An 18,046-nucleotide genomic window follows, 5' to 3' on the forward strand; every position below is an offset into this window, starting at 1 on the left:
CGCGCCTTCGCAGGATCACCACCGCCGCCACTGCACCCCGAGCACCGTCTCCGCGAGCTGCTCCTCCCCCATCGGCGCCATCAACCTCACCGCCCCGCACCACGTCAGCGCCACGGTCCTCTTCTCCCCATCGATCCGCACCGTCTGCAGCGCCGCCTCCGGCGCAAACGCCTTCGGCGATCCCGGCGGCCGCACCGACATCACCGGCCGCTCCCCCGGCAGCGCGACCTGCGTCTCCTTCTGCCCCCGCACCAGGTTCTGCAAGATCGCCAGCTCATCCCCCCGCAGCCGCTCGACGGCGAGCCCCGGCGCCGCCCCCTGCGTGAGCCGCGGCAGCACCTCGTTCTTGCGAAACGGCCCCGCGAGGTCCTCCCCGTCCGCAAACGCCATTTCCCGGATCGGCTTCGCCGGCGGATCGTGCTCCAGGAACGCCCCGAGCTCCCGCATGATCCGCGGATACCAGGTGTGCGCCACCCAGCCGAAGCCACCGGACGCCGGCGCGTCGATCCACGCGAGGGGCGAGCGCACGAAGAACCGCGAGGGCGTCAGCGGATCCCCCGGATCCTCGATCTGCGGCAACAGCTCCCCGTCCGCCCGGTCGCGGTCCACGTCGAGGAAGTAGCCCCGGCCCACCTTGTTCCGCGGGTACGCGAACACCCCCTCCTCGCGCGGCGAAGGCTCGATCCGCCGCCCGTTCCGCCGCTCGGGAGGATCGAGCTCGTCGTGCGCGTACGCGTCGTAGCCCCCATAGGCCAGCTCCCACGCGAGCGGCACGCTCTCGAACGGCGCCGGCTCAGGGAACCGCACCCGCCCCTCGATCGACACCTCCGCGCGCCGCTCGCCGAGCACCTTGAGCACGCGCGCGCTCCGGCCCAACGCAACGCCGACCGTCAGCTCGCGCGCCTTGCCCGGCGCGTGCGCGCGGCCCGTCACCACGACGTCGGTCGCGAGCTTCGGCGGGAACAGGTCCGTGTCGTCCCGCAGCGTCCGGTAGCGATCATGCTCGTCCGCCTCGATGTCGGGATCGAGGACGATCGGCGCCTGCTCGTCCGCGAGCGTCACCCGGCCGCCCGCGAAGGAGTAGGTCCGCTTGGCCACGCATACCATCCACAGCTTGCCGTCGGCGCTCTTCATGCAGCGCACGGTCTCGGTCAGGCGCGGCGTGGGCTCGGCTTCGCTCGTGGCGTCCCTCGGCGTCTCCATAGCTGACCGGTATCCGCAGGGGGCGGGCGGGCGCAAGCGCCAGCGTGGTCTTCTGAGATAGGATGCCGCCATGAGCGACACGCCCGATTCCCCCCTGTCCCCGGCACCTGGCACCGCGGCCGAGCCGGGCGCCGCGCCGCCAGCGCTCGGCCCGGGGGCCACCACGCTCGCCAGCCCCGCCCGCATCGTGCCGCTCGCCTCGGGGCGGTCGCTCGAGATCGCCGAGGACGAGGCCGCCGAGCGCGTCCAGATCCGCTCCGCCGAGGGTCAGCTCCTGCTCTCCATCCGGCTCACCGACGAGGGGCCCGTCCTCTCGATCTCGGGGGCGTCGCTGGAGATCGCCGCAACGAAGGCGCTCGCGCTGTCGTGCGACACGCTCCGGATCCAGGCCGCGCAGGACGCGGACATCGAGGTGGGCGGGAGCCTGCGCGAGCGGGTCCGCGGCAGCGTGGCGCGCGACGCGGGGAGGTCGGCTCGCATCTCGGCCCAGGAGGTCCAGGTCGACGCTTCCCCGGGCGGCGTCGTGATCCAGGCGAACGACGACGTGGCCATCACCGGCGAGCGCGTCCGGCTCAACTCCGACGATCCGCCGATGCCGCTCTCCTGGGAGGAGCACCGCGCACGGCGCGCCGCCGCGGCGACCCGGCCGCAGCTCGCCTGGGCGGGGCCGGACACCGGAGGAGGGGGCGCGCTGCCGTCGCTCGGGGGCCCGGAAGAAAAGCCCCGGAACGCCTCCGACGAGCCCGGGGGTGCGGCAGGCGAGGCCACGGGCTCTTGAGGACCCTGCAGGCACCACCCCGCGCCCCGGCGAATCGAGCGCGCCCTGCTCGGCCTCGCCCTGCACGTTCCGCCCTGCTGTCCTACTCTGCCCGCAGCGCCGCCAGCATCGCCGTGACCTCCCGGACGAGCTTCCCATCGCGCGCCACCTTCTTCGTCCAGAGCCGAAGGATGGGCATCAGCGCAGGCCGCTGGATCCTGAGCGCGTCGAGCGCTTCACCTGCCTGCCCCCGCTCCTGGGCCACGGCGAGCCGCGCGTACTCCGGCGCCGCGATGGGCCCGCGGAAGCGCTCGACCGCAGCCACGTAGGCGAGGTCGTAGGCACCGCTGAGGCGGCCGCCGCCGCGCGCGAGATCCTGATCGAGCGCCGCCCGCCAGTGACGCTCGACGGCGGTCCACGCGTGCTCGCTCAGGTCATGGGTACGCAGCACCTCGGCGCGCGGCGCTCGGCCTTCGGCGATCTCGGCGGTGAGGGACGCGAAGCGCTCGACCGGGATCTCGGCCGGATTCACGGAGGGCTGGGGCGGCCCTGGCTGCGAGCGCCCCCCTGGTGAAGGCGAGGGCGGCGGCGCGAGCGCAGGCGCGGTGTCTTCTGCGGCTGCAGCCGCCGCCGCGAGATCCGGTGCCGGCGCGGGCTGCGCCACCTGGGGCTCGTCGCGCGCGGGCTGCTGAAGAAGGGGCATCCCGAGCAGCGGCGGAGGCGGCGGGGTGGGGCGCCGACGCGGAGCGTCGAGCCCAACGCGGAGGTCAGCGTCGCGCTCGACGCGCGGGTCAGCGCCGCGCTCGACACGCGGGTCGTCCACGGGCTCCGCGATCTCCGGGGCCGAGGCGCTCGGCGCCTGCAGGGGAAACGGCGCCAGAAAAGCCTGAAGCGCCGCAGCAGACAGCTGTGGCAGCAGGACGGTGGAGATTCCGGCATCCGCCTCGTCCTCGTCCTGCTGCTCCGGGGTCGGCGCTGCGCGGGGCCCGGCGGCTTCGTCTCGCGCACCCTCAAGCCCTGTTCCACCGGAGGCAATGTCGAGCGGCCGCGGCGCCGGCAAGAAGGGAAGGAGCGCGCTGTTCCCACGCACGACCGGCCCGGTGATAGTACCTGTGCCCTCGTCCTCGTCGGTAGGCTCCGGCGTCGCCGCCGCAAAAGACTTCGCGGCACGCTCCGCATCCGGAAACGGCCAGAGCGCCGATGCCCCGGGAACGAAGGGCAGCCCCGCTGGCGCCTCGCGGACCGCTCCCTCCCCATCCGACAGCACGCGCGCCGTGACCGGCAGCGTCCGTGTATCCGCATCCTCCTCGTCTGCCAGCTGGTGCGTCGTAGCCGGCAGCGCCCGCGTGTCCGCTGTCTGCGGAGGCGCAGCGCCCTGCAGCCGCGGCGCCTTCGCCCCCTCCAGGGAGATCCGCACCCACCCCCGCTCCGCCGGGTGCTGCAGCGGCACCACGCCCCGCCATGTCAGCGCGCAGGTCCCGCGATCCGCGTCGATGCAGAGCGTATCGCACCGCAGCCGGATCTCGCCGGCCGCGCCCGTGCTCCGCTGGACCACGGCGCGCGGGAGCACCCGCTCGAGCTGCGTCTCCAGCCGGGCGTGATCCGCGCGCAGGTGCACCAGCACGATCCGCTCGTCCCCCCGCAGCTGCTCCACCTGCTGATCGGGCGGCGCCGCGTTGAAGTACGCCGCGTCGATGTCCGGCGGCAGCGGCCTCAGGTTCCACGCGCGGTGATCCCACGCGGCGGCGTGGCGGTAGAGCTTGCCCACGCGCCACGGCCACTCGGCCGCGATCGGTCCGAACCCGACCGGCGCGATGCTGTCCTTCGGGCTCGCGATCACCACGCCCGCCGGCTGGAGGTTCGGCAGCGCCCGGAGCCCTCGGCCGTCGCGCGGCGTATCCGCGGCCACCCCGACGGGGTTCGGCGTCCCCGGCCCGCCCGCCGCTCGCTCCCAGCGCAGCGGCATCTGCACGAAGGGCGCCCCGGTCCGGAGCTGCCCGTCGGCGGTCCAGGCCCGATCGGCATGGACTTCGACGACCTTGCGCACCTCGCCGACGTGAAGCCCGACCACGAGCGAGCGCGCCGGCTTGCCCGACGGCGCGCGGGCATGGCCGACCAGCAGCACGTCCGCTCGCCGCTTGAACGGCGCGAGATCGCTCGCCGCGCGCAGGCTGCGCCGCGCGTCGTCGCCCCAGAACGCGTCGGCCTCCTGCGTCTCGTCCTGCTCGAGCGCAAGCGGCGATGCGACGGGCCGGAGCGAGAACGTCGCCTTGCAGACGACGGTCAGCGCGAACGCGCCTGGCTGGGGCTGCCAGAGAATGGAGGCGACACGCAGGGGAGCGTCGGAGACGACATCCATCGGCCGGAGAGCTTAGGACCTATCCCCGAGAGAGCGCCTGGGATTTCGGGCGAGGACGAGAGGATACCTGCGGAAATCCTCGCGGACGGCCCGAGCTCGGCGCGCGACTCGGCAACGGCAGCAGCGCGTCGAGAGGCCGGCATCCGGAAGTCGAGCCGGGCCATGTTCCTCGTCCAGCGGGCACGAAGAGCGGTTCGACTTGCTCGATTTCTGAGCTGTTTTTCTAGATTCAGGGTGATCGGACCTCATTTTTTGAATCAATTTTCTGGATCCAGCCCGAATTTATCCAGATTCAGCCGAAAAAACTCTCTATTTAGCCCTTATCCACCTAGAAACCAGAAACTATTGCCTAGATTCTGTCGACATTTGTCTTGTTCTTTGGCTAGGATGTCTCGATGCCCCTGGTCCCCACGCCCCCTGTCGCCCCGCGCGGCTACAGCGCCGTCGAGCTGGCGCGCGCCGCCGGTGTCAGCACCGGCACGATCAAGCACTGGTTCGCGGAGGGTCTGATGGACAAGCCCGCGTTCCACGGCCGCCGCACGACGTACGGCCGCGAGCACCTCGTGCGGGCGCTCGCGATCAAGAAGCTGCGCGAGCACAACCTGCTGCTCCCGGAGATCAAGCGGAAGCTCGCCGCGATCCCGCTCGAGGAGCTGGCGAAGGAGGTGCTGCCGCCGGAGCCGCCCGAGAGCGCAGCGCCCGGCGCCGGGGAGCGCGCGGACGCCACGGAGCTCGGCCGGGCGTGGCGGCGCGTGGAGCTGATGCCGGGGCTGGAGCTGCACGTGCGCGCCGACGCCGGCGCGGTGATTCACCGGATGGCGGTGGAGATCCGCGAGAAGTACGGGTGTGAACGCGAGGAAGGGCGGCGCTAGCTGGCCGCGCGCTTCTGCGCTCCCAGCGCCATCATCGCGTCCCAGAACATCTTCTCATACGCCTGAAATAGCCGGGTCGTGCGGCGGATCGCCCGGGGCTCCACGCCGCGGTCGAGCCCGTCCTGCACGATGGCGACCGCGGTGTCCTCGAACGATGGCAGGGCCGCGAACGCGTCCAGGAAGGCGGTGTGCTCCGGGCCGAAGCCGTACCGGTCGCGGAGCGCCTTCCCCATCCTGCCGCAGTTGAACCCCCAGGCTGGGAAGTTGATGAGCAGGGCGCACGCGATCTCGGCCGCCGAGGCGTTGGCCGCCGCCCAGGCCATCTGGACGGCATATGCGAACCCCTCCGCGGTGACCTCGTACCGATCCAGGTCGTCCTTCGTCATGCCGAGCTTCCGGCCCATGGCGGCGATCCCGTCCGGCGCCACGAGCTCGCCCTGGAGGACGCCGCTCCAGAAATCGCGCCAGGGCGTGTCCCCGAAGCGCTGGAGCATCATCGCCATCGAGCGCAGGTCGCTGAGCACCACGTGGTGCTGGTGGCCCGGGAAGGCCCTCAATCCCTCGACGGTGACCTCTCCCCGTTCGATGGCGTCCGGATAGGGGTGAGCCCTCAGCTGATCGTCGATGCTCCGGAGCTCTTCGCGAATGTCCTTCACCAGCGCGGCCGCGGCCTTCATGGATGCCTCCTCGTGATCGCGCGCCATCCTACTACCGCGTCGCGGACGCGATCCCACGACCTGCAGCGCGCTACCCGCCGGCGCGCTGCCCCGCTTCCTCCGGAGCGCGCTCCTTCGCGCGATCGTCGAAGAAGCGGGCGTTGATCTCCCGGTAGCGCTGCCACTCGGCCGGCAGCTCGTCTTCATCGAAGATGGCGCCCACCGGGCACTCGTTCTCGCAGGCGCCGCAGCCGATGCACGACTCGGGATCGATGTAGAGCTGGAGACCGGCGAGGCGTGTCTTCCGCTCTCCCTCGGGGATGCGCGAGATCTCGTCCGCCGCGAGCGGGCCATGGATGCAGTCCACGGGGCAGACAGGGACACAGGCGGTATCACACGTGGCGACGCAGGGCTCGGCGATGACGTAGGCCATGAGGGTTCCTTTCCTTCTCCGTGGCGCGCGGTCGCCCGCGCGCTCTCCTCTCCCTCCTCGGGCAGGGAGCAGGGCGCGTGCCCGCGGCCCGAGCGGCTTTTCCCGGGCTTTCGCCGGCCTTGTGCGGTCCAGGCAACGCCCCTACGGTGCCGCGCAACGCCATTTCGTCGGCCTCGCTCCGCGCACGATGACCGCCTCCGCCGATCACGCCCTGCTCCTGCTCGCCGACCTCGGCGAGGCCTCGGCCCGCGCGCACACCGAGGCGACGCTCGTCCCCGCGGTGAGCGCCGCGCTCTCCCGCCATCTCCCGCTGCGGCGGCTCGATCTGCGCCGCGGCGCGGCCGCGCCGGGCGCGCCGGAGGTCCGGCGCGGCGCGGGCGGCGAGGCGATCGCCGTCTTCGCGCTCCGCGACGCGGAGGGCGCCGTCGGCTGCGCCACGATGGCGCTCGGCGGCGGCGCGGCGCTCGACGTCTCGCCCGCCCTGCTCGAGGCGATTGGCCGCCTGCTCGCCGTGGCGCTGCGGCAGGTGCAGGTCCTCGGGCGCGTCGCGGCCATCGCGCGCCGCGCGCAGGGGGAGAAGCGGACGCTCAAGGAGGAGCTCGATCGCGTCGCCCTGCCGAGGGAGGTGGTCGCGGTGGGCCCGGCGATGCGGGCGATCTTCCAGCAGATGGTGCCGCTCGTCGCGCGGCAGGACACGACCGTGCTGGTGCGCGGCGAGACGGGCACGGGCAAGGAGGTGATCGCGCGCCGCATCCACGCGCTGTCGCGCCGCGCGGAGCGGCCGTTCCTCGCGGTCAACTGCGGAGCGCTGCCCGAGGGGCTCGTCGAGAGCGCCCTGTTCGGCCACGAGCGCGGCGCGTTCACGGGCGCCGCGGCGCGGCACCACGGGCTGTTCGAGCGCGCGAGCGCCGGGACGCTGCTGCTCGACGAGGTCGGCGAGCTGCCCAGGGCGGCGCAAGCGAAGCTCCTGCGCGTGCTCCAGGAGGGCGAGATCGAGCGCGTCGGCGGCGAGGGCGCGGTGCGCGTCTCGGTGCGCGTGATCGCCGCGACGCACCGGCCGCTCGAGGACATGGTGGCGAGCGGGGGGTTCCGCGAGGACCTCTATTATCGGCTGCAGGTATTCCCGATCATCGTCCCCCCGCTGCGGGACCGGCCAGAGGACCTGGAGCCGCTCACGCGCGTCATCGTGGAGAAGGTGGCGGCGAGCTTCGGCCGGACGCCGCCGCGGGTGAGCGCGGAGTCGATGGCGCGGCTGCGGGCGCACGGCTGGCCGGGCAACGTGCGGGAGCTGGAGAACGTGATCGAGCGGTCGATGGTGATGTCGACAGGAGACGAGCTCATCCTGTCAGCGCCGCTCTCCGCGGCGCCCGGCGCGACAGGGCGCGTGATGACGTACCGAGAGGCGGCTCAGCGATGCATCGAGGACGCGCTGCGGGCCGCGGGCGGGAAGATCTACGGAGAGGACGGGGCCGCGGCGGCGCTGGGGCTGAAGCCGACGACGCTGCAAAGCAAGATGCGGAAGCTCGGGATCCGGAAGGACGGAGAGAAGGGCTGACGGCCGAGAGGCTCGTCAAAGCATGCGACAAGACCCGGTGTGGGACTGTGTTCCACATGGTCTCCAGGCGGCTCCGCTCTCGCACCGACGGGCCCGGCTGTCGAGAGTCGCCGCTGGATCCGGAGCGCCCCAGGAGGGTCGTGCCAGAGGTGCTGCATCAGTTCGACCACGACGGTCAGGCCCTGTTCCTCGTGGAGTTTCACCGCGAGACGAGATCGGATGAACCGGATCGGCCGGATGCCGTATTTTTTCCGAGTGATCGTCGCTTTTCCAGGAGGGTGAACAAATCTGGTTTCCATCTTCGGACCCATGCGCGCAACGTGGCTGGATCTCGCGCTCACGGGACAACCGCAGCACGCCAAGGCGCTGCCCGGCAGCCGCGCAGCCGGGCAGCCAGGCAAACAACGCAAAAGCAAACGCGACTTAGAAAAGAGTCTTGACTTTGCCCTCCTGTTTGTGTGAAGATGCCAATCGTCCCTTGACGATCCGGACCGCTCTCGGCCGGGGGCCGCAGTCGGTTGCAGGATCGTACAGGGGCCTACTCCGGGTGAATCTGCCGGGGCTACTTGCTTCTTGCAGCTACGCGTTCGAGTTGTTCTTGCTTTTTCCGAGTTGATGCCCGGCCCCGTCACACGGGGTGTTTGCATGTGAGCATCTGTCCGACAAACATCGTGATTGCCAGGCATGTGGTCGGCGCAGGCCCGCGGGCGCATCCGTGATCTCCGGATCACGAGCACGTTGGCCGGAAATGTTGAACTTTAACCAAGGGCTCGGAGGGCTCGCGTCTGTCTCGATGGTTCATCCATCCATCTCGAGCAGAGGCCCGCGACTCCGCCGGACCGATCATGGAGAATCTTAAATGCGCATCGTTCCCTTACTTGGCTACCTATCCGCTTCGATCGCGTGCGGCCTGCTGGCGTGCAGCGTCGAGAACATCGTCGACGAGGACATCGAGGCTCAGGAGGGCGCGCTGGACAGCGCGGACCGCTCGATGTCGGCGAGCGTCGCCGTCACCTCGGACTGGGGAAGCGGCTACTGCGCGAACGTGACGGTGAAGAACAACTCCCGCAGCCAGGCGACCACCGGCTGGAACGTCGTCGTCGCGCTCAACGGCTCGACGAAGCCCACCCCGTGGAACGTGAAGTTCACGGAGTCGAACGGCCAGTTCAGCGCCACGAACGTGGATTTCAACGGCGCGGTCGGCCTTGGCTCCTCGACGCAGTGGGGCTTCTGCGCGAACGGCAGCGGGCGGCCCACGATCGCCTCGGTCACCGGCTCCGGCGGCACGATCACCGGCTCGAACTCGGCCTCATCGTCGAGCAGCAGCTCGAGCTCGTCTAGCAGCTCCAGCTCGTCCAGCAGCTCGAGCGCGTCGAGCAGCAGCTCGGGCGGGGGAGGTGCCGGCGGCTCCGGCGGGTCGGGCGGCTCCGGCGGGTCGGGCGGCTCCGGCGGCGGCGGCAGCACGTGCACGTCGCCCAACCAGCAGGTCTGCGCCAATCAGACGGGCACCCACTGCGGCTACACCTTCGAGTACTGGAAGGACAACGGGAACGGATGCCAGACCAACACGGCGAATGGCTTCAACGTCGAGTGGAACAACATCAACAACCTGCTGGGCCGTAAAGGCCTGAGGCCCGGGTCGAAGAACCAGGTCGTGACCTACTCGGCCGACTACCGGCCGAACGGCAACTCGTACCTGGGCGTCTACGGGTGGACGAAGGGCCCGCTCATCGAGTATTACATCATCGACAGCTGGGGCACCTGGCGTCCGCCGGGCGGCCAGGGGTTCATGGGCACCGTCACCAGCGACGGAGGCACCTATGACATCTATCGGACCGAGCGGGTCAACCAGCCGTCCATCGAAGGCACCAAGACCTTCTATCAGTTCTGGAGCGTCCGGCAGCAGAAGCGCACGAGCGGGACCATCAGCGTCGCCAACCACTTCAACGCCTGGGATCGCCTGGGGATGAAGCTCGGGAACCTGTACGAGGTCTCGATGGTCGTGGAGGGCTATCAGAGCAGCGGGAGCGCCAGCGTGAACGTGTCGATGAAGTGAGCGCTCGGCCTTGAGCATCGCAGGATGAACGCGCGCGGGATGGCCATCCCGCGCGCCACGCGCCCGGGCTTCTTCAGCCCCAGGCATGACTCCCCACCCATCTGACAGACATGCGGCGCACGCTCGAGCAGCGCGCGGGCGCGCTCGGCTCTCCCACCTCGGAGCCGGCCCTTCGCCGCTCTGATCCCGCCGCTCCCCGCGGCGTCGCAGCTCCGCCACGGCATCGCCATGCATCTGCGGCGAGAGGGGCATCGCCCGCGCACGCCCCGGTCCTTGCCTCCCCGGCAAAGGCCTGCCGCTCGCCGGCAACGCTTTCGCGAAGGCCTTCGGGGCGAGGTTCAGGTTCCTTCCGGCCATTCTCGCAGGTATGGTCACGCCGGACGTCCTGGCTGCCCTCGTCGTTGACCGCCCGCCATGACGACCGCACCCTCCGGGTCAGCCTGACCTCGGCAAAGCAGACCATCGCCCGCACCGAGACCTCGATCCCCGAAGGGCAGACCTCATGCCGCCAACCCGACCCCCCCTGGTTGATCCCACCCCGCGCCTCGGTCCCCCGGCCTCGTCAGCCCTCCAGGCGAGCTTCCGGCCCGGCCAGCTCATCCGCCACGGGAGCTTCCGATGAGAGAACACGCAGCAGTCCGGACGACGACGCCTCTCGCGACGGTCATGGCCGCGGCGCTCGCCCTCGTGTGCTGGAGCGCGGCATGCAACGCGATCTCCGGGGTCGACGATCTCGACTTCTCGGGCTCCGCCGGCGCGACGGGCGGCGGCGCTGGCGGCGCCGGCGGCGGTACGGCCGGCGGTGACGCGGGCGGCGGCGGCATGGGCGGCGCTGGCGGTACCGGCGGCGCTGGCGGTACCGGCGGCGCTGGCGGCATCGGCGGCGCTGGCGGCATGGGCGGCGCTGGCGGCATCGGCGGCGCTGGCGGCATCGGCGGCGCTGGCGGCATGGGCGGCGCGGGCAGCGACATCGCTTACGACATCGCCTGTGGGAACGGCAACGTGGCTGTCGGCGTCCACGGCCGGAGCGGCGGCTCGCTCGATCAAATCGGCCTGATCTGCGCGCCGCTCGCCAGCGACGGCACCTTGGGCACAGCCTTCCAGACCGTGACCGCCGGCGGCAACGGCGGATCGCCGGCCAGCGTGATCTGCCCTGCGGGCCAGGTCATGGTCGGGATGAACATCTGGGTCGACACCCTGGTTTACCGGATCGAGCCGCTGTGCCAGACGATCGAAGCGTGGAAGGTGAGCAACGTCGACGTGAATGTCCCCGGTGGCATGGGCAACGTCCACAGCACAGCTTACGTGGTCAAGGCCGCGGTCGGGGCCGTGGTCGTTCAGATGCACGGCGACGCCGATCATCTGGTGCGCTCCGTGCACCTGAGGTCCCGCATGCTGTGACGGGCCGCGGCGCCTTGCGGGGCAGCGCCGCGCTCGACGAGGCAGCGCGCCCCCGCCGCGGCCCTGCTCCGCGCATCCACGTCGCCGGAACCGCTGCCAGAAGTTTACGGCCTCTCTGGACCCGGAAGAACGCCTCCCGACGTGCGGTGAATTCTGCTAGAGCTGTGAGCCACGTCGGGCGCTGGTCGCGCCCCGGCGCAGCAGCAGTTCCTTAAAGATCACCAGCGGACGTGCCGCGCTGCGGCAGCGCGCAGCCCCGGCGAACGGCCGCTCACCCTTCGGGCATCAACATGACTTTCCATCGCGAAATCGCACGCTTCACGTGGGTTGGGATCTCCTGTCTGGCCCTGTCCGCCGCGGCGGCGGGCTGCTCGGACGGCGGAGGCGACTCCTCGGAAACCGGCGGCGCGGGCGGCAGCGGCGCGGGCACCGGCGGCGCCTCGAGCGTGAGCTCGGGCAATCCCGCCGCCAGCAGCAGCAACGGCAGCACCACCAGCAACGGCAGCACCAGCAACGGCAGCACCACCAGCAACGGCAGCACCAGCAGCAGCAGCACCAGCAGCGGCGGCGGCGGCGACGCCAGCAGCAGCACCAGCACCACGAGCACCGGGACGCCCGAGACGAGCGCAACGTCGAGCACCGGCAGCGGGACGCCGACCGGCGGGTGCCCGGCGAGCGCTACGTTCTGCGCCGACTTCGAGGGCGAAGGGCTGCCCGCGGGCGCGACCTACCGCCCGTCGTACCAGGCGCAAGATGCGCTGAAGAACATGGCGATCGACTCCTCGGTGTTCTACGCCGGCACGCGCGCGCTGCGCGTGAACCCCGGCGTCAGCGGCTACGACTGGAGGATGCTCTCCGTCCCGGCGCCCGGGCCGACATTCTGGGTCCGCCTCTACGTGCGCAGCAGCGTCGATATCGGCCAGTCCGGGCACAACAGCTACTTCCAGGCCATGACGGGCAGCGGCGAGCCGAACGAGGGCCACAACATGGAGGTCTCCGAGCAGTACTGCCAGATCGTGCTGAACCACCACGACGAGGTCGTCCTGTCCACGGGCGGCCAGACCCAGTGCGGGAGCGGCGGAGTGAAGCTCCCGAAGGACCAGTGGCACTGCATGGAGGCCTACTTCGACGGGGCCAAGGGCGACGTCCAGGTCTATGCCGACGGCGCCAAGATCATCGACAAGGCCGGCTGGAAGATGCTCGACTACAAGTCGTTCAGCTTCGGCTACCTCGGCTTCCACGGCCCGGCGCGGACGATGTGGTATGACGATGTGGCGGTCGCGCCGGAGCGGATCGGCTGCGCCCCCTGACACGGCCGAGCGCCGGCGCGTGGGTGATGCCAGCGCGATGGCCTGACCGCCATCGCGCGCGCCACGTGGCCTCCCTCCAGCTTCTCCCCTGAACACGCGCCGGCCCCCACTCCGGGCACGGCCCCGCCGGCGGAGCGGCCCCGGGCACGCTTGCTCCCTGGCGCCGCCGGCGCCATAGCCGGGGTGGCGAGCGCTCGGCGGACGCGCGCCGCGGTGACGATGCAAGGACGACGCGACCGCGATCCCGGCACGAAGGTAGATGTGATGCCGTACCTGGTTTTCCGGAATTTCCCCGACAATACGCCCATCCCCGATGACTGCTATAGCTGCGACGGCGCGCCGGACTGGGCAGCGTTGCTGGAGTGGATATGCCCCGATCTCTCGCGCGACGAGGCGGAGCGGCTCGCCGCCATCGGCGAGGCGAGCGGGAGCCGGCCCGACGTCGCGGGCCTGAAGCGGCTCATCGAGGAGCACCTGAAGCCGTAGGCGCGCGATCGCGATGACGAGCGCACGGACGATCATCGATCCGCGTCGCCACACGTGGTGCGACACCCCGGTGGACGACATCGGCCTGCTTGTCGACGCCGACGAGTATTACCCCGAGTTCTACAGGGTCGCGTCCAGGGCGCGGCGGTACCTGCTCCTCGCCGGCTGGCAGTTCGACAGCGACGTCGCCCTGCTCCGGGGCGGGAGGGAGGAGCAGGTGTCGAGCCCGATCACGCTGCTCAAGTTCCTGAACCACCTCTGCGAGCAGAGCCCCGATCTCCAGATCTTCATCCTCGCGTGGGACTTCCACCTCGTGTTCGCGCTCGAGCGCGAGTGGCTCCAGCAGCTCGTCTTCGAGTGGACGAACCATCGCCTGCGCTTCCTCTTCGACGCCACCCACGTCGAGCGCGCCTCGCACCACCAGAAGTTCGTGGTGGTGGACGGCGAGCTCTCGTTCCTCGGCGGCCTCGACCTCTGCGATCACCGCTGGGACGACCGCAGCCACGCGAACAAGAACCCGCTCCGCGTCAGCCGAGGAGAGCCGCACAAGCCGTTTCACGACGTGCAGGCGTACCTGCGCGGCCGCGCGGTGGCGCGGGCGCTGACCGAGATCTTCACGGATCGCTGGCGGCGCGCGGGCGGCGTGGACATGACGCTGCCGGACCTCGACGAGGCCGATCCGACGTTCCCCGACTACCGGCCCGAGGGCGGCATCCCGCTCGCGGCGGCGCGCGTCACGCTGAGCCGCACCGATCCGCACGGCGCGCCCACCGGCGCCCCGCACCGCACGGAGATACGCGACCTCTTCCTCGACGCCATCGACGCCGCGGAGCGCTTCATCTACATCGAGACCCAGTACTTCAGCTCTCACGTCATCGCCGAGGGGCTCGCGCGGCGGATGCGCGCCGAAGGCCGGCCGCTCCTCGACGTGGTGCTCCTTCTCAACATGGAGGCCGAGACGATGAAGGAGCAGATCGCCGTCGGCCTCTCCCAGGCCAAGGTGCTCGGCGGGCTGCGCGACGTGGCGGCCGAGACAGGCCATCGCCTCGGCGTCTACTACACCCTGCCGGCGTGCGGCGAGGACGAGACCGCCGAGCGCGCCACGTACATCCACTCGAAGGTGATGATCGTCGACGACCGCTTCCTCACCGTGGGCTCCGCCAACATGACGAACCGCAGCCTGTCGATCGACACGGAGATCAACGCCTCGGTCGAGACCGACGACCCCGACGACGCGCTGGGCCGCTCGATCCGCGCGGCGCGCGCGTCGCTCATCGGCGAGCACCTGGGGGACGCCGACTTCGATCGGGTGGACGACCTCGTCGCCTGCCTCGACGGGCTGGCGAGCCCGGCGACCGGGCCGCGCACGCCCGGGAGCTCGTGCCGGCTCCGGCTCCACCCCTCGCCCACGGCGGACGAGCGCGCCCTGCTCGCGGTGATCGACCCGCAGCAGCTGCCGTTCGACCCCGCCGCGGTCGAGGACATCGACCAGCGCCAGGGCTCGCTCTTCGTGGGCGGGCTGGGCGCGCTCTGGCGGCACCTGTTCACCAGCCGGGACCCCACGAAGTAGCCGCGCGCGAGGCGCTCCGGGCGAGCGCGCCTGGGAGGGGCGGGCGCGGTGGGGCGCGCGGTCGCCGGGACCGGCGGCCTTCCCGGACCCCGAGGCAGGGCGCGCCCCTTCCGGCCGAGAGGGGCGCATGGTAGGCTGTACCGCGGAATTGCGAACGGTTTCTTCAGGTTGTCTCTCAAAGTTGAAGCGTTGACGCCACGAGGAGTATGCAAGAGGCAGAGATCAAGATCGGGGGCATTTCGGTCCGCGACCTCGCGGAGCACTACGGAACACCGCTCTATGCCTACGATGCCGAGCGCATCCGGGAGAACTTCCGTCGCCTCACGCGGGCGCTGCGCGGCAACTACCCGGAGGTGTCCGTCTTCTATGCCATCAAGGCGTGCAACAACCTGGAGATAGCGAAGCTCCTGGTCGACGAGGGCTCGGGCGTGGACGCCGCGAGCCCGAACGAGATCCGCCTGGCGCAGGCGCTCGGGCTGTCGGGCGAGCGGATCATCTACACGGGCAACAGCCTCTCGGACGAGGACCTGGCCGCGGGGCTGCGCGCCGGGGTGAACTTCAACGTGGATGATCACGGCATCCTGAAGCGCCTGTTCTCGCTCGGGAAGCCGCGCTGCATGTCGTTCCGGATCAACCCGAGCGGCGAGGACATCGCGACCCCGGATCTGAAGCCGTTCGCGGGCCCGTCCGCGAAGTTCGGGATCCACCCGCGCCACGTGGAGGAGGCCTATCGCACCGCGCTCGAGAACGGGGTCGAGCGGCTCGGGGTGCACATGATGCCTCACTCGCAGGCGCACAAGCCGGAGAACTTCGCGCACGTCACGGGCAAGCTGCTCGACCTGATCGGCCCGGTGGCCCGGAAGCTCGGCTTCGACCTCGCCTTCGTGGACATCGGCGGCGGGCTCGGCATCCCCTACCGGCGGGAGCAGCCGCCGCTCGACGTGGAGGCCGTCGCCCGCGGGATCGCCGCGATGGTCCGGAAGAAGTGCGCGGAGCACGGCCTGAAGGAGCCGCGCCTCGTCATGGAGCCGGGGCGCTACTTCGTCGGGGACGCGGGCTACGTGCTCGGGCGGGTGATCTCGATCAAGCAGGGATACAAGACGATCATCGGCACGGACATCTCGATGAACACGATGGCGCGCCCGGTGATGTACGGCGCTTACCACGAGGTCCGGATCAACGGCCGCCGCGGCCAGACGGCCCCGATGGCGATGACGGGCCAGGTCTGTGAGAACACGGACATGTGGATCCCGGAGCGCGAGTTCCCCGCGGACGTCGCCGAGGGGGACGTTGTCGTCCTGATGGACGCGGGCGCGTATGGCCACGTGATGAGCTACGACTACAACGGCCGGCTGCGGCCGGCCGAGGTGCTCATCGACGGCGGGAAGAGCCGGCTGATCCGGCGGCGCGACACGTTCGAGGACATGGTCTCGCGGATGTGCCTGTCCGACGACATCAAGGAGCGCCTGCGCGCGGCGGCGGGAGAGCCGCCAGGCGCGAGCGGCTGCGGGTGAGCTGAACATCGCCGGGGCGCACGAGGGTGCGCCCTGCTCCAGCGCACCTGAGCTTCACGGCGAGACCGCGAAAGGGACGCTCGCCGCCCGCACCACCTTCCCATCGAACGCGACCGCCAGCGCGAGGACCGGCGACGCCCCCGCCGCCCGCAGCTCCGCCGTGTAGTCGTTCCGCCGGATCTGCTCGATCCCCTCGTCGAGCGCCTGTTCCAGCGTCTTGCCCGCTCGCGCCACCTTCAGCTCGAGCACCACACCCGGCCTCTCCGGCTGCGCCGGCCGGATGATCACGTCCGGCCGCCCGCGCCCTGACTCGCGGTTCGAGCGCACCTGGTAGTCCGGCTCCAGCGCAGCGAGGAGCCCCAGCACGAAGCCCTGGATCACCTGCTCTGGATCGGGACGGCCCGTGTCGTGGTACGACAGCACGTCGGTCGCGAACGCTTGGAGCTGCGCCTCGAAGCGCGCCGCATCGCCCGCGAGGAGGGCATCGAGGAGCCGAACGAGCCCACCGCTCTGCCGCTCGAGGCGCGCGCCGAGCCATCGCCGGAACGTCGTCGTGTACACGCCCCGGACCTCGCGGTTCGGGATCGAGAGCAGGTGCGAAGGTTGCTCCATCGGTCCGCGCGAGCGCTTCTCGGCCCTGAGATACCCCGTGAAGACGAGGAGGCTCCACAGCACCTCATCGCTCCGGTCGAGCTCCCCGAGCGGCACGCTCTCGTCGAGCACGCGCTCGACGCTGCCGCCGTCGAGCAGCGTCGCGAACGCCGGCTCGAGCGCGAGCGCGCGCCGCTCGAGCTGCTCGCGCACCAGATCGTTCGAGCTCGTGTTCACCCAGTAAGGCTGCGGCGCGCCGTCCTCGCGGGAGAGGAAGTTCAGGACGCTCCACGGGTTGTAGACGACGGTGTCGCCGAAGAGATACCCGTTGTACCAGGCGCGCAGAGACGGGAGCCGCTCGGGCCGGCCGAACCTCGCGAGGAGCGACTCGACCTCCGGCTCGGTGAACCCGAAGCAGGTGTCGAACTCCGGCGCGAGCAGCGAGTAGACAGCCACGTTGTTGAGACCTGAGAAGATGCTCTCCCGGGCCACGCGCAGGACGCCCGTGAGCACCGCCTTGAACAGGTGCGGATTGCCCTTGAGGCCCTCGGTGAGGAACGCGCGGAAGAAGCCGATGACCTGCGCGGCGTAGCCGTGGAGATACCCGGCGTGGAGGGGCTCGTCGTACTCGTCGAGGAGGATGACCACGCGCTCGCCGTGGGAGCGGTGGAGGTAGCTCGACAGGTCGAGCAGCGCTGTCTCGTACGCGATCCTGCCGGCCGTGCCGTCGAGGACTTCGCGGTACCGCCGGGCCTCCCGCTCGCTCAGCGCGCCGCTGCCGAGCAGGTCACGGTGCTCGTCGAAGAGGCGCGCAATCCTATCCTGCACGCCCTCCCAGAACGCATCGAAGCTCTCGGCCTTCACGCCCTTGAAGGTCAGGTGGAGCACCGGGTAGCGCTGGAAGTGCGCGCGGTACTGCTCGCCGGCCTGCCAGATCCGAAGATCACGGAACAGCGGGGATAGATCCTGTGCGCGCCGCTCGAAGAAACAGCGCAGCATCGAGAGGTTGAGCGTCTTGCCGAAGCGCCGCGGGCGCGGGAGCAGGACGACCTCGGTGCCCGGCCTGTCGACGAGCTCCTGGATCAGGTGCGACTTGTCGACATATTCGAGCCCCAGCTCGCGGAGCCGGCGGAAGTCGTCGATGCCGATGGGGACCTGGATGCTCATGGTGCCTCAGGCGGGGCGGCGTGCCCTCTCGGACGCTACTCCGCCGCCCGCCAGCGGCAAGGGCTCCGAGCGGCCTGCGCACGCGGCCAGGCGTCCTACTCCTCCGCCGAGCCCGC

At 70.8% G+C, this 18,046-nt stretch carries 16 protein-coding genes; 10 read left to right on the forward strand and 6 right to left on the reverse strand.

The annotated features are described in order from the left end of the window. Positions 1-15 precede the first annotated feature (15 nt). Positions 16-1,203, reverse strand: coding sequence for a DUF2169 domain-containing protein (locus WMF44_RS30050; RefSeq protein WP_437293490.1), 1,188 nt, complete (start codon positions 1,201-1,203; stop codon positions 16-18). Between the two features lie 70 nt (positions 1,204-1,273). Here WMF44_RS30050 and WMF44_RS30055 point away from each other — a divergent pair, with 70 nt between their 5' ends. Beyond that, complete coding sequence (locus WMF44_RS30055) at positions 1,274-1,981, forward strand: hypothetical protein (RefSeq protein ID WP_437293491.1); 708 nt, start codon at positions 1,274-1,276, stop codon at positions 1,979-1,981. Between the two features lie 82 nt (positions 1,982-2,063). On the opposite strand, the gene WMF44_RS30060 is transcribed toward WMF44_RS30055, so the two are convergent. Further along, positions 2,064-4,319, reverse strand: a complete 2,256-nt coding sequence (locus WMF44_RS30060) for a DUF2169 domain-containing protein (protein ID WP_437293492.1) — start codon at positions 4,317-4,319, stop codon at positions 2,064-2,066. Positions 4,320-4,714: 395 nt separating this feature from the next. Here WMF44_RS30060 and WMF44_RS30065 point away from each other — a divergent pair, with 395 nt between their 5' ends. Continuing rightward, positions 4,715-5,191, forward strand: a complete 477-nt coding sequence (locus WMF44_RS30065; RefSeq protein ID WP_437293493.1) for a helix-turn-helix domain-containing protein — start codon at positions 4,715-4,717, stop codon at positions 5,189-5,191. On the opposite strand, the gene WMF44_RS30070 is transcribed toward WMF44_RS30065, so the two are convergent. Together WMF44_RS30070 and WMF44_RS30075 are read right to left on the reverse strand one after the other, a co-directional pair. Next, the gene (locus WMF44_RS30070; protein ID WP_437293494.1) at positions 5,188-5,868 is read right to left on the reverse strand and encodes a hypothetical protein; all 681 of its coding nucleotides are present in this window, start codon (positions 5,866-5,868) and stop codon (positions 5,188-5,190) included. The two genes, WMF44_RS30065 and WMF44_RS30070, sit on opposite strands and share 4 nt — an antisense overlap. A gap of 70 nt (positions 5,869-5,938) precedes the next feature. Beyond that, positions 5,939-6,280 (reverse strand): 4Fe-4S dicluster domain-containing protein, encoded by a 342-nt coding sequence (locus WMF44_RS30075; RefSeq protein WP_437293495.1) that lies wholly within the window; start codon positions 6,278-6,280, stop codon positions 5,939-5,941. Positions 6,281-6,467: 187 nt separating this feature from the next. On the opposite strand from WMF44_RS30075, the gene WMF44_RS30080 reads away from it, so the two are divergent. The 4 genes from WMF44_RS30080 to WMF44_RS30095 all read left to right on the forward strand — a co-directional run bounded on the left by WMF44_RS30080 (position 6,468) and on the right by WMF44_RS30095 (position 11,292). After that, entirely contained in the window at positions 6,468-7,835 is a 1,368-nt protein-coding gene (locus tag WMF44_RS30080; RefSeq protein ID WP_437293496.1) for a sigma-54 interaction domain-containing protein, read from the forward strand. A gap of 309 nt (positions 7,836-8,144) precedes the next feature. Beyond that, a complete protein-coding gene (locus WMF44_RS30085) occupies positions 8,145-8,297 on the forward strand; it encodes a hypothetical protein (RefSeq protein WP_437293497.1) in 153 nt (50 codons plus the stop codon). Between the two features lie 529 nt (positions 8,298-8,826). Continuing rightward, positions 8,827-9,891, forward strand: coding sequence for a glycoside hydrolase family 11 protein (locus tag WMF44_RS30090; RefSeq protein WP_437301632.1), 1,065 nt, complete (start codon positions 8,827-8,829; stop codon positions 9,889-9,891). A gap of 618 nt (positions 9,892-10,509) precedes the next feature. Then, complete coding sequence (locus WMF44_RS30095; protein WP_437293498.1) at positions 10,510-11,292, forward strand: hypothetical protein; 783 nt, start codon at positions 10,510-10,512, stop codon at positions 11,290-11,292. A gap of 271 nt (positions 11,293-11,563) precedes the next feature. Here WMF44_RS30095 and WMF44_RS30100 read toward each other — a convergent pair whose 3' ends face one another. Next, positions 11,564-11,932, reverse strand: a complete 369-nt coding sequence (locus tag WMF44_RS30100) for a hypothetical protein (RefSeq protein WP_437293499.1) — start codon at positions 11,930-11,932, stop codon at positions 11,564-11,566. 127 nt (positions 11,933-12,059) lie between these two features. Between WMF44_RS30100 and WMF44_RS30105 the strand changes: the two genes are divergently transcribed. The 4 genes from WMF44_RS30105 (at position 12,060) to lysA (ending at position 16,172) form a co-directional block, all read left to right on the forward strand. Next, a complete protein-coding gene (locus tag WMF44_RS30105; RefSeq protein WP_437293500.1) occupies positions 12,060-12,602 on the forward strand; it encodes a hypothetical protein in 543 nt (180 codons plus the stop codon). A gap of 264 nt (positions 12,603-12,866) precedes the next feature. Continuing rightward, complete coding sequence (locus tag WMF44_RS30110) at positions 12,867-13,088, forward strand: hypothetical protein (protein WP_437293501.1); 222 nt, start codon at positions 12,867-12,869, stop codon at positions 13,086-13,088. A 13-nt stretch (positions 13,089-13,101) separates the two neighbouring features. Next, on the forward strand, positions 13,102-14,658 hold the full coding sequence (locus WMF44_RS30115) for a phospholipase D-like domain-containing protein (RefSeq protein ID WP_437293502.1): 1,557 nt from the start codon (positions 13,102-13,104) through the stop codon (positions 14,656-14,658). Between the two features lie 206 nt (positions 14,659-14,864). Next, complete coding sequence (gene lysA, locus WMF44_RS30120; RefSeq protein ID WP_437293503.1) at positions 14,865-16,172, forward strand: diaminopimelate decarboxylase; 1,308 nt, start codon at positions 14,865-14,867, stop codon at positions 16,170-16,172. A 54-nt stretch (positions 16,173-16,226) separates the two neighbouring features. On the opposite strand, the gene WMF44_RS30125 is transcribed toward lysA, so the two are convergent. Further along, positions 16,227-17,930 carry an AAA family ATPase gene (locus WMF44_RS30125; protein WP_437293504.1) on the reverse strand — a complete coding sequence of 568 codons (1,704 nt, stop codon included), beginning with the start codon at positions 17,928-17,930 and terminating at the stop codon, positions 16,227-16,229. Positions 17,931-18,046: the final 116 nt, after the last annotated feature.

The organism is Sorangium sp. So ce426 (genome assembly GCF_051475585.1).
Taxonomy (GTDB): domain Bacteria; phylum Myxococcota_A; class Polyangia; order Polyangiales; family Polyangiaceae; genus Sorangium; species Sorangium cellulosum_B.

Bases quoted from the DNA above. Each gene is read 5' to 3' on its own strand.
- WMF44_RS30050 (WP_437293490.1), bottom strand. From the start codon at position 1,203: ATGGAGACGCCGAGGGACGCCACGAGCGAAGCCGAGCCCACGCCGCGC.
- WMF44_RS30055 (WP_437293491.1), top strand. From the start codon at position 1,274: ATGAGCGACACGCCCGATTCCCCCCTGTCCCCGGCACCTGGCACCGCG.
- WMF44_RS30060 (WP_437293492.1), bottom strand. From the start codon at position 4,319: ATGGATGTCGTCTCCGACGCTCCCCTGCGTGTCGCCTCCATTCTCTGG.
- WMF44_RS30065 (WP_437293493.1), top strand. From the start codon at position 4,715: ATGCCCCTGGTCCCCACGCCCCCTGTCGCCCCGCGCGGCTACAGCGCC.
- WMF44_RS30070 (WP_437293494.1), bottom strand. From the start codon at position 5,868: ATGAAGGCCGCGGCCGCGCTGGTGAAGGACATTCGCGAAGAGCTCCGG.
- WMF44_RS30075 (WP_437293495.1), bottom strand. From the start codon at position 6,280: ATGGCCTACGTCATCGCCGAGCCCTGCGTCGCCACGTGTGATACCGCC.
- WMF44_RS30080 (WP_437293496.1), top strand. From the start codon at position 6,468: ATGACCGCCTCCGCCGATCACGCCCTGCTCCTGCTCGCCGACCTCGGC.
- WMF44_RS30085 (WP_437293497.1), top strand. From the start codon at position 8,145: ATGCGCGCAACGTGGCTGGATCTCGCGCTCACGGGACAACCGCAGCAC.
- WMF44_RS30090 (WP_437301632.1), top strand. From the start codon at position 8,827: ATGTCGGCGAGCGTCGCCGTCACCTCGGACTGGGGAAGCGGCTACTGC.
- WMF44_RS30095 (WP_437293498.1), top strand. From the start codon at position 10,510: ATGAGAGAACACGCAGCAGTCCGGACGACGACGCCTCTCGCGACGGTC.
- WMF44_RS30105 (WP_437293500.1), top strand. From the start codon at position 12,060: ATGGCGATCGACTCCTCGGTGTTCTACGCCGGCACGCGCGCGCTGCGC.
- WMF44_RS30110 (WP_437293501.1), top strand. From the start codon at position 12,867: ATGCCGTACCTGGTTTTCCGGAATTTCCCCGACAATACGCCCATCCCC.
- WMF44_RS30115 (WP_437293502.1), top strand. From the start codon at position 13,102: ATGACGAGCGCACGGACGATCATCGATCCGCGTCGCCACACGTGGTGC.
- lysA (WP_437293503.1), top strand. From the start codon at position 14,865: ATGCAAGAGGCAGAGATCAAGATCGGGGGCATTTCGGTCCGCGACCTC.
- WMF44_RS30125 (WP_437293504.1), bottom strand. From the start codon at position 17,930: ATGAGCATCCAGGTCCCCATCGGCATCGACGACTTCCGCCGGCTCCGC.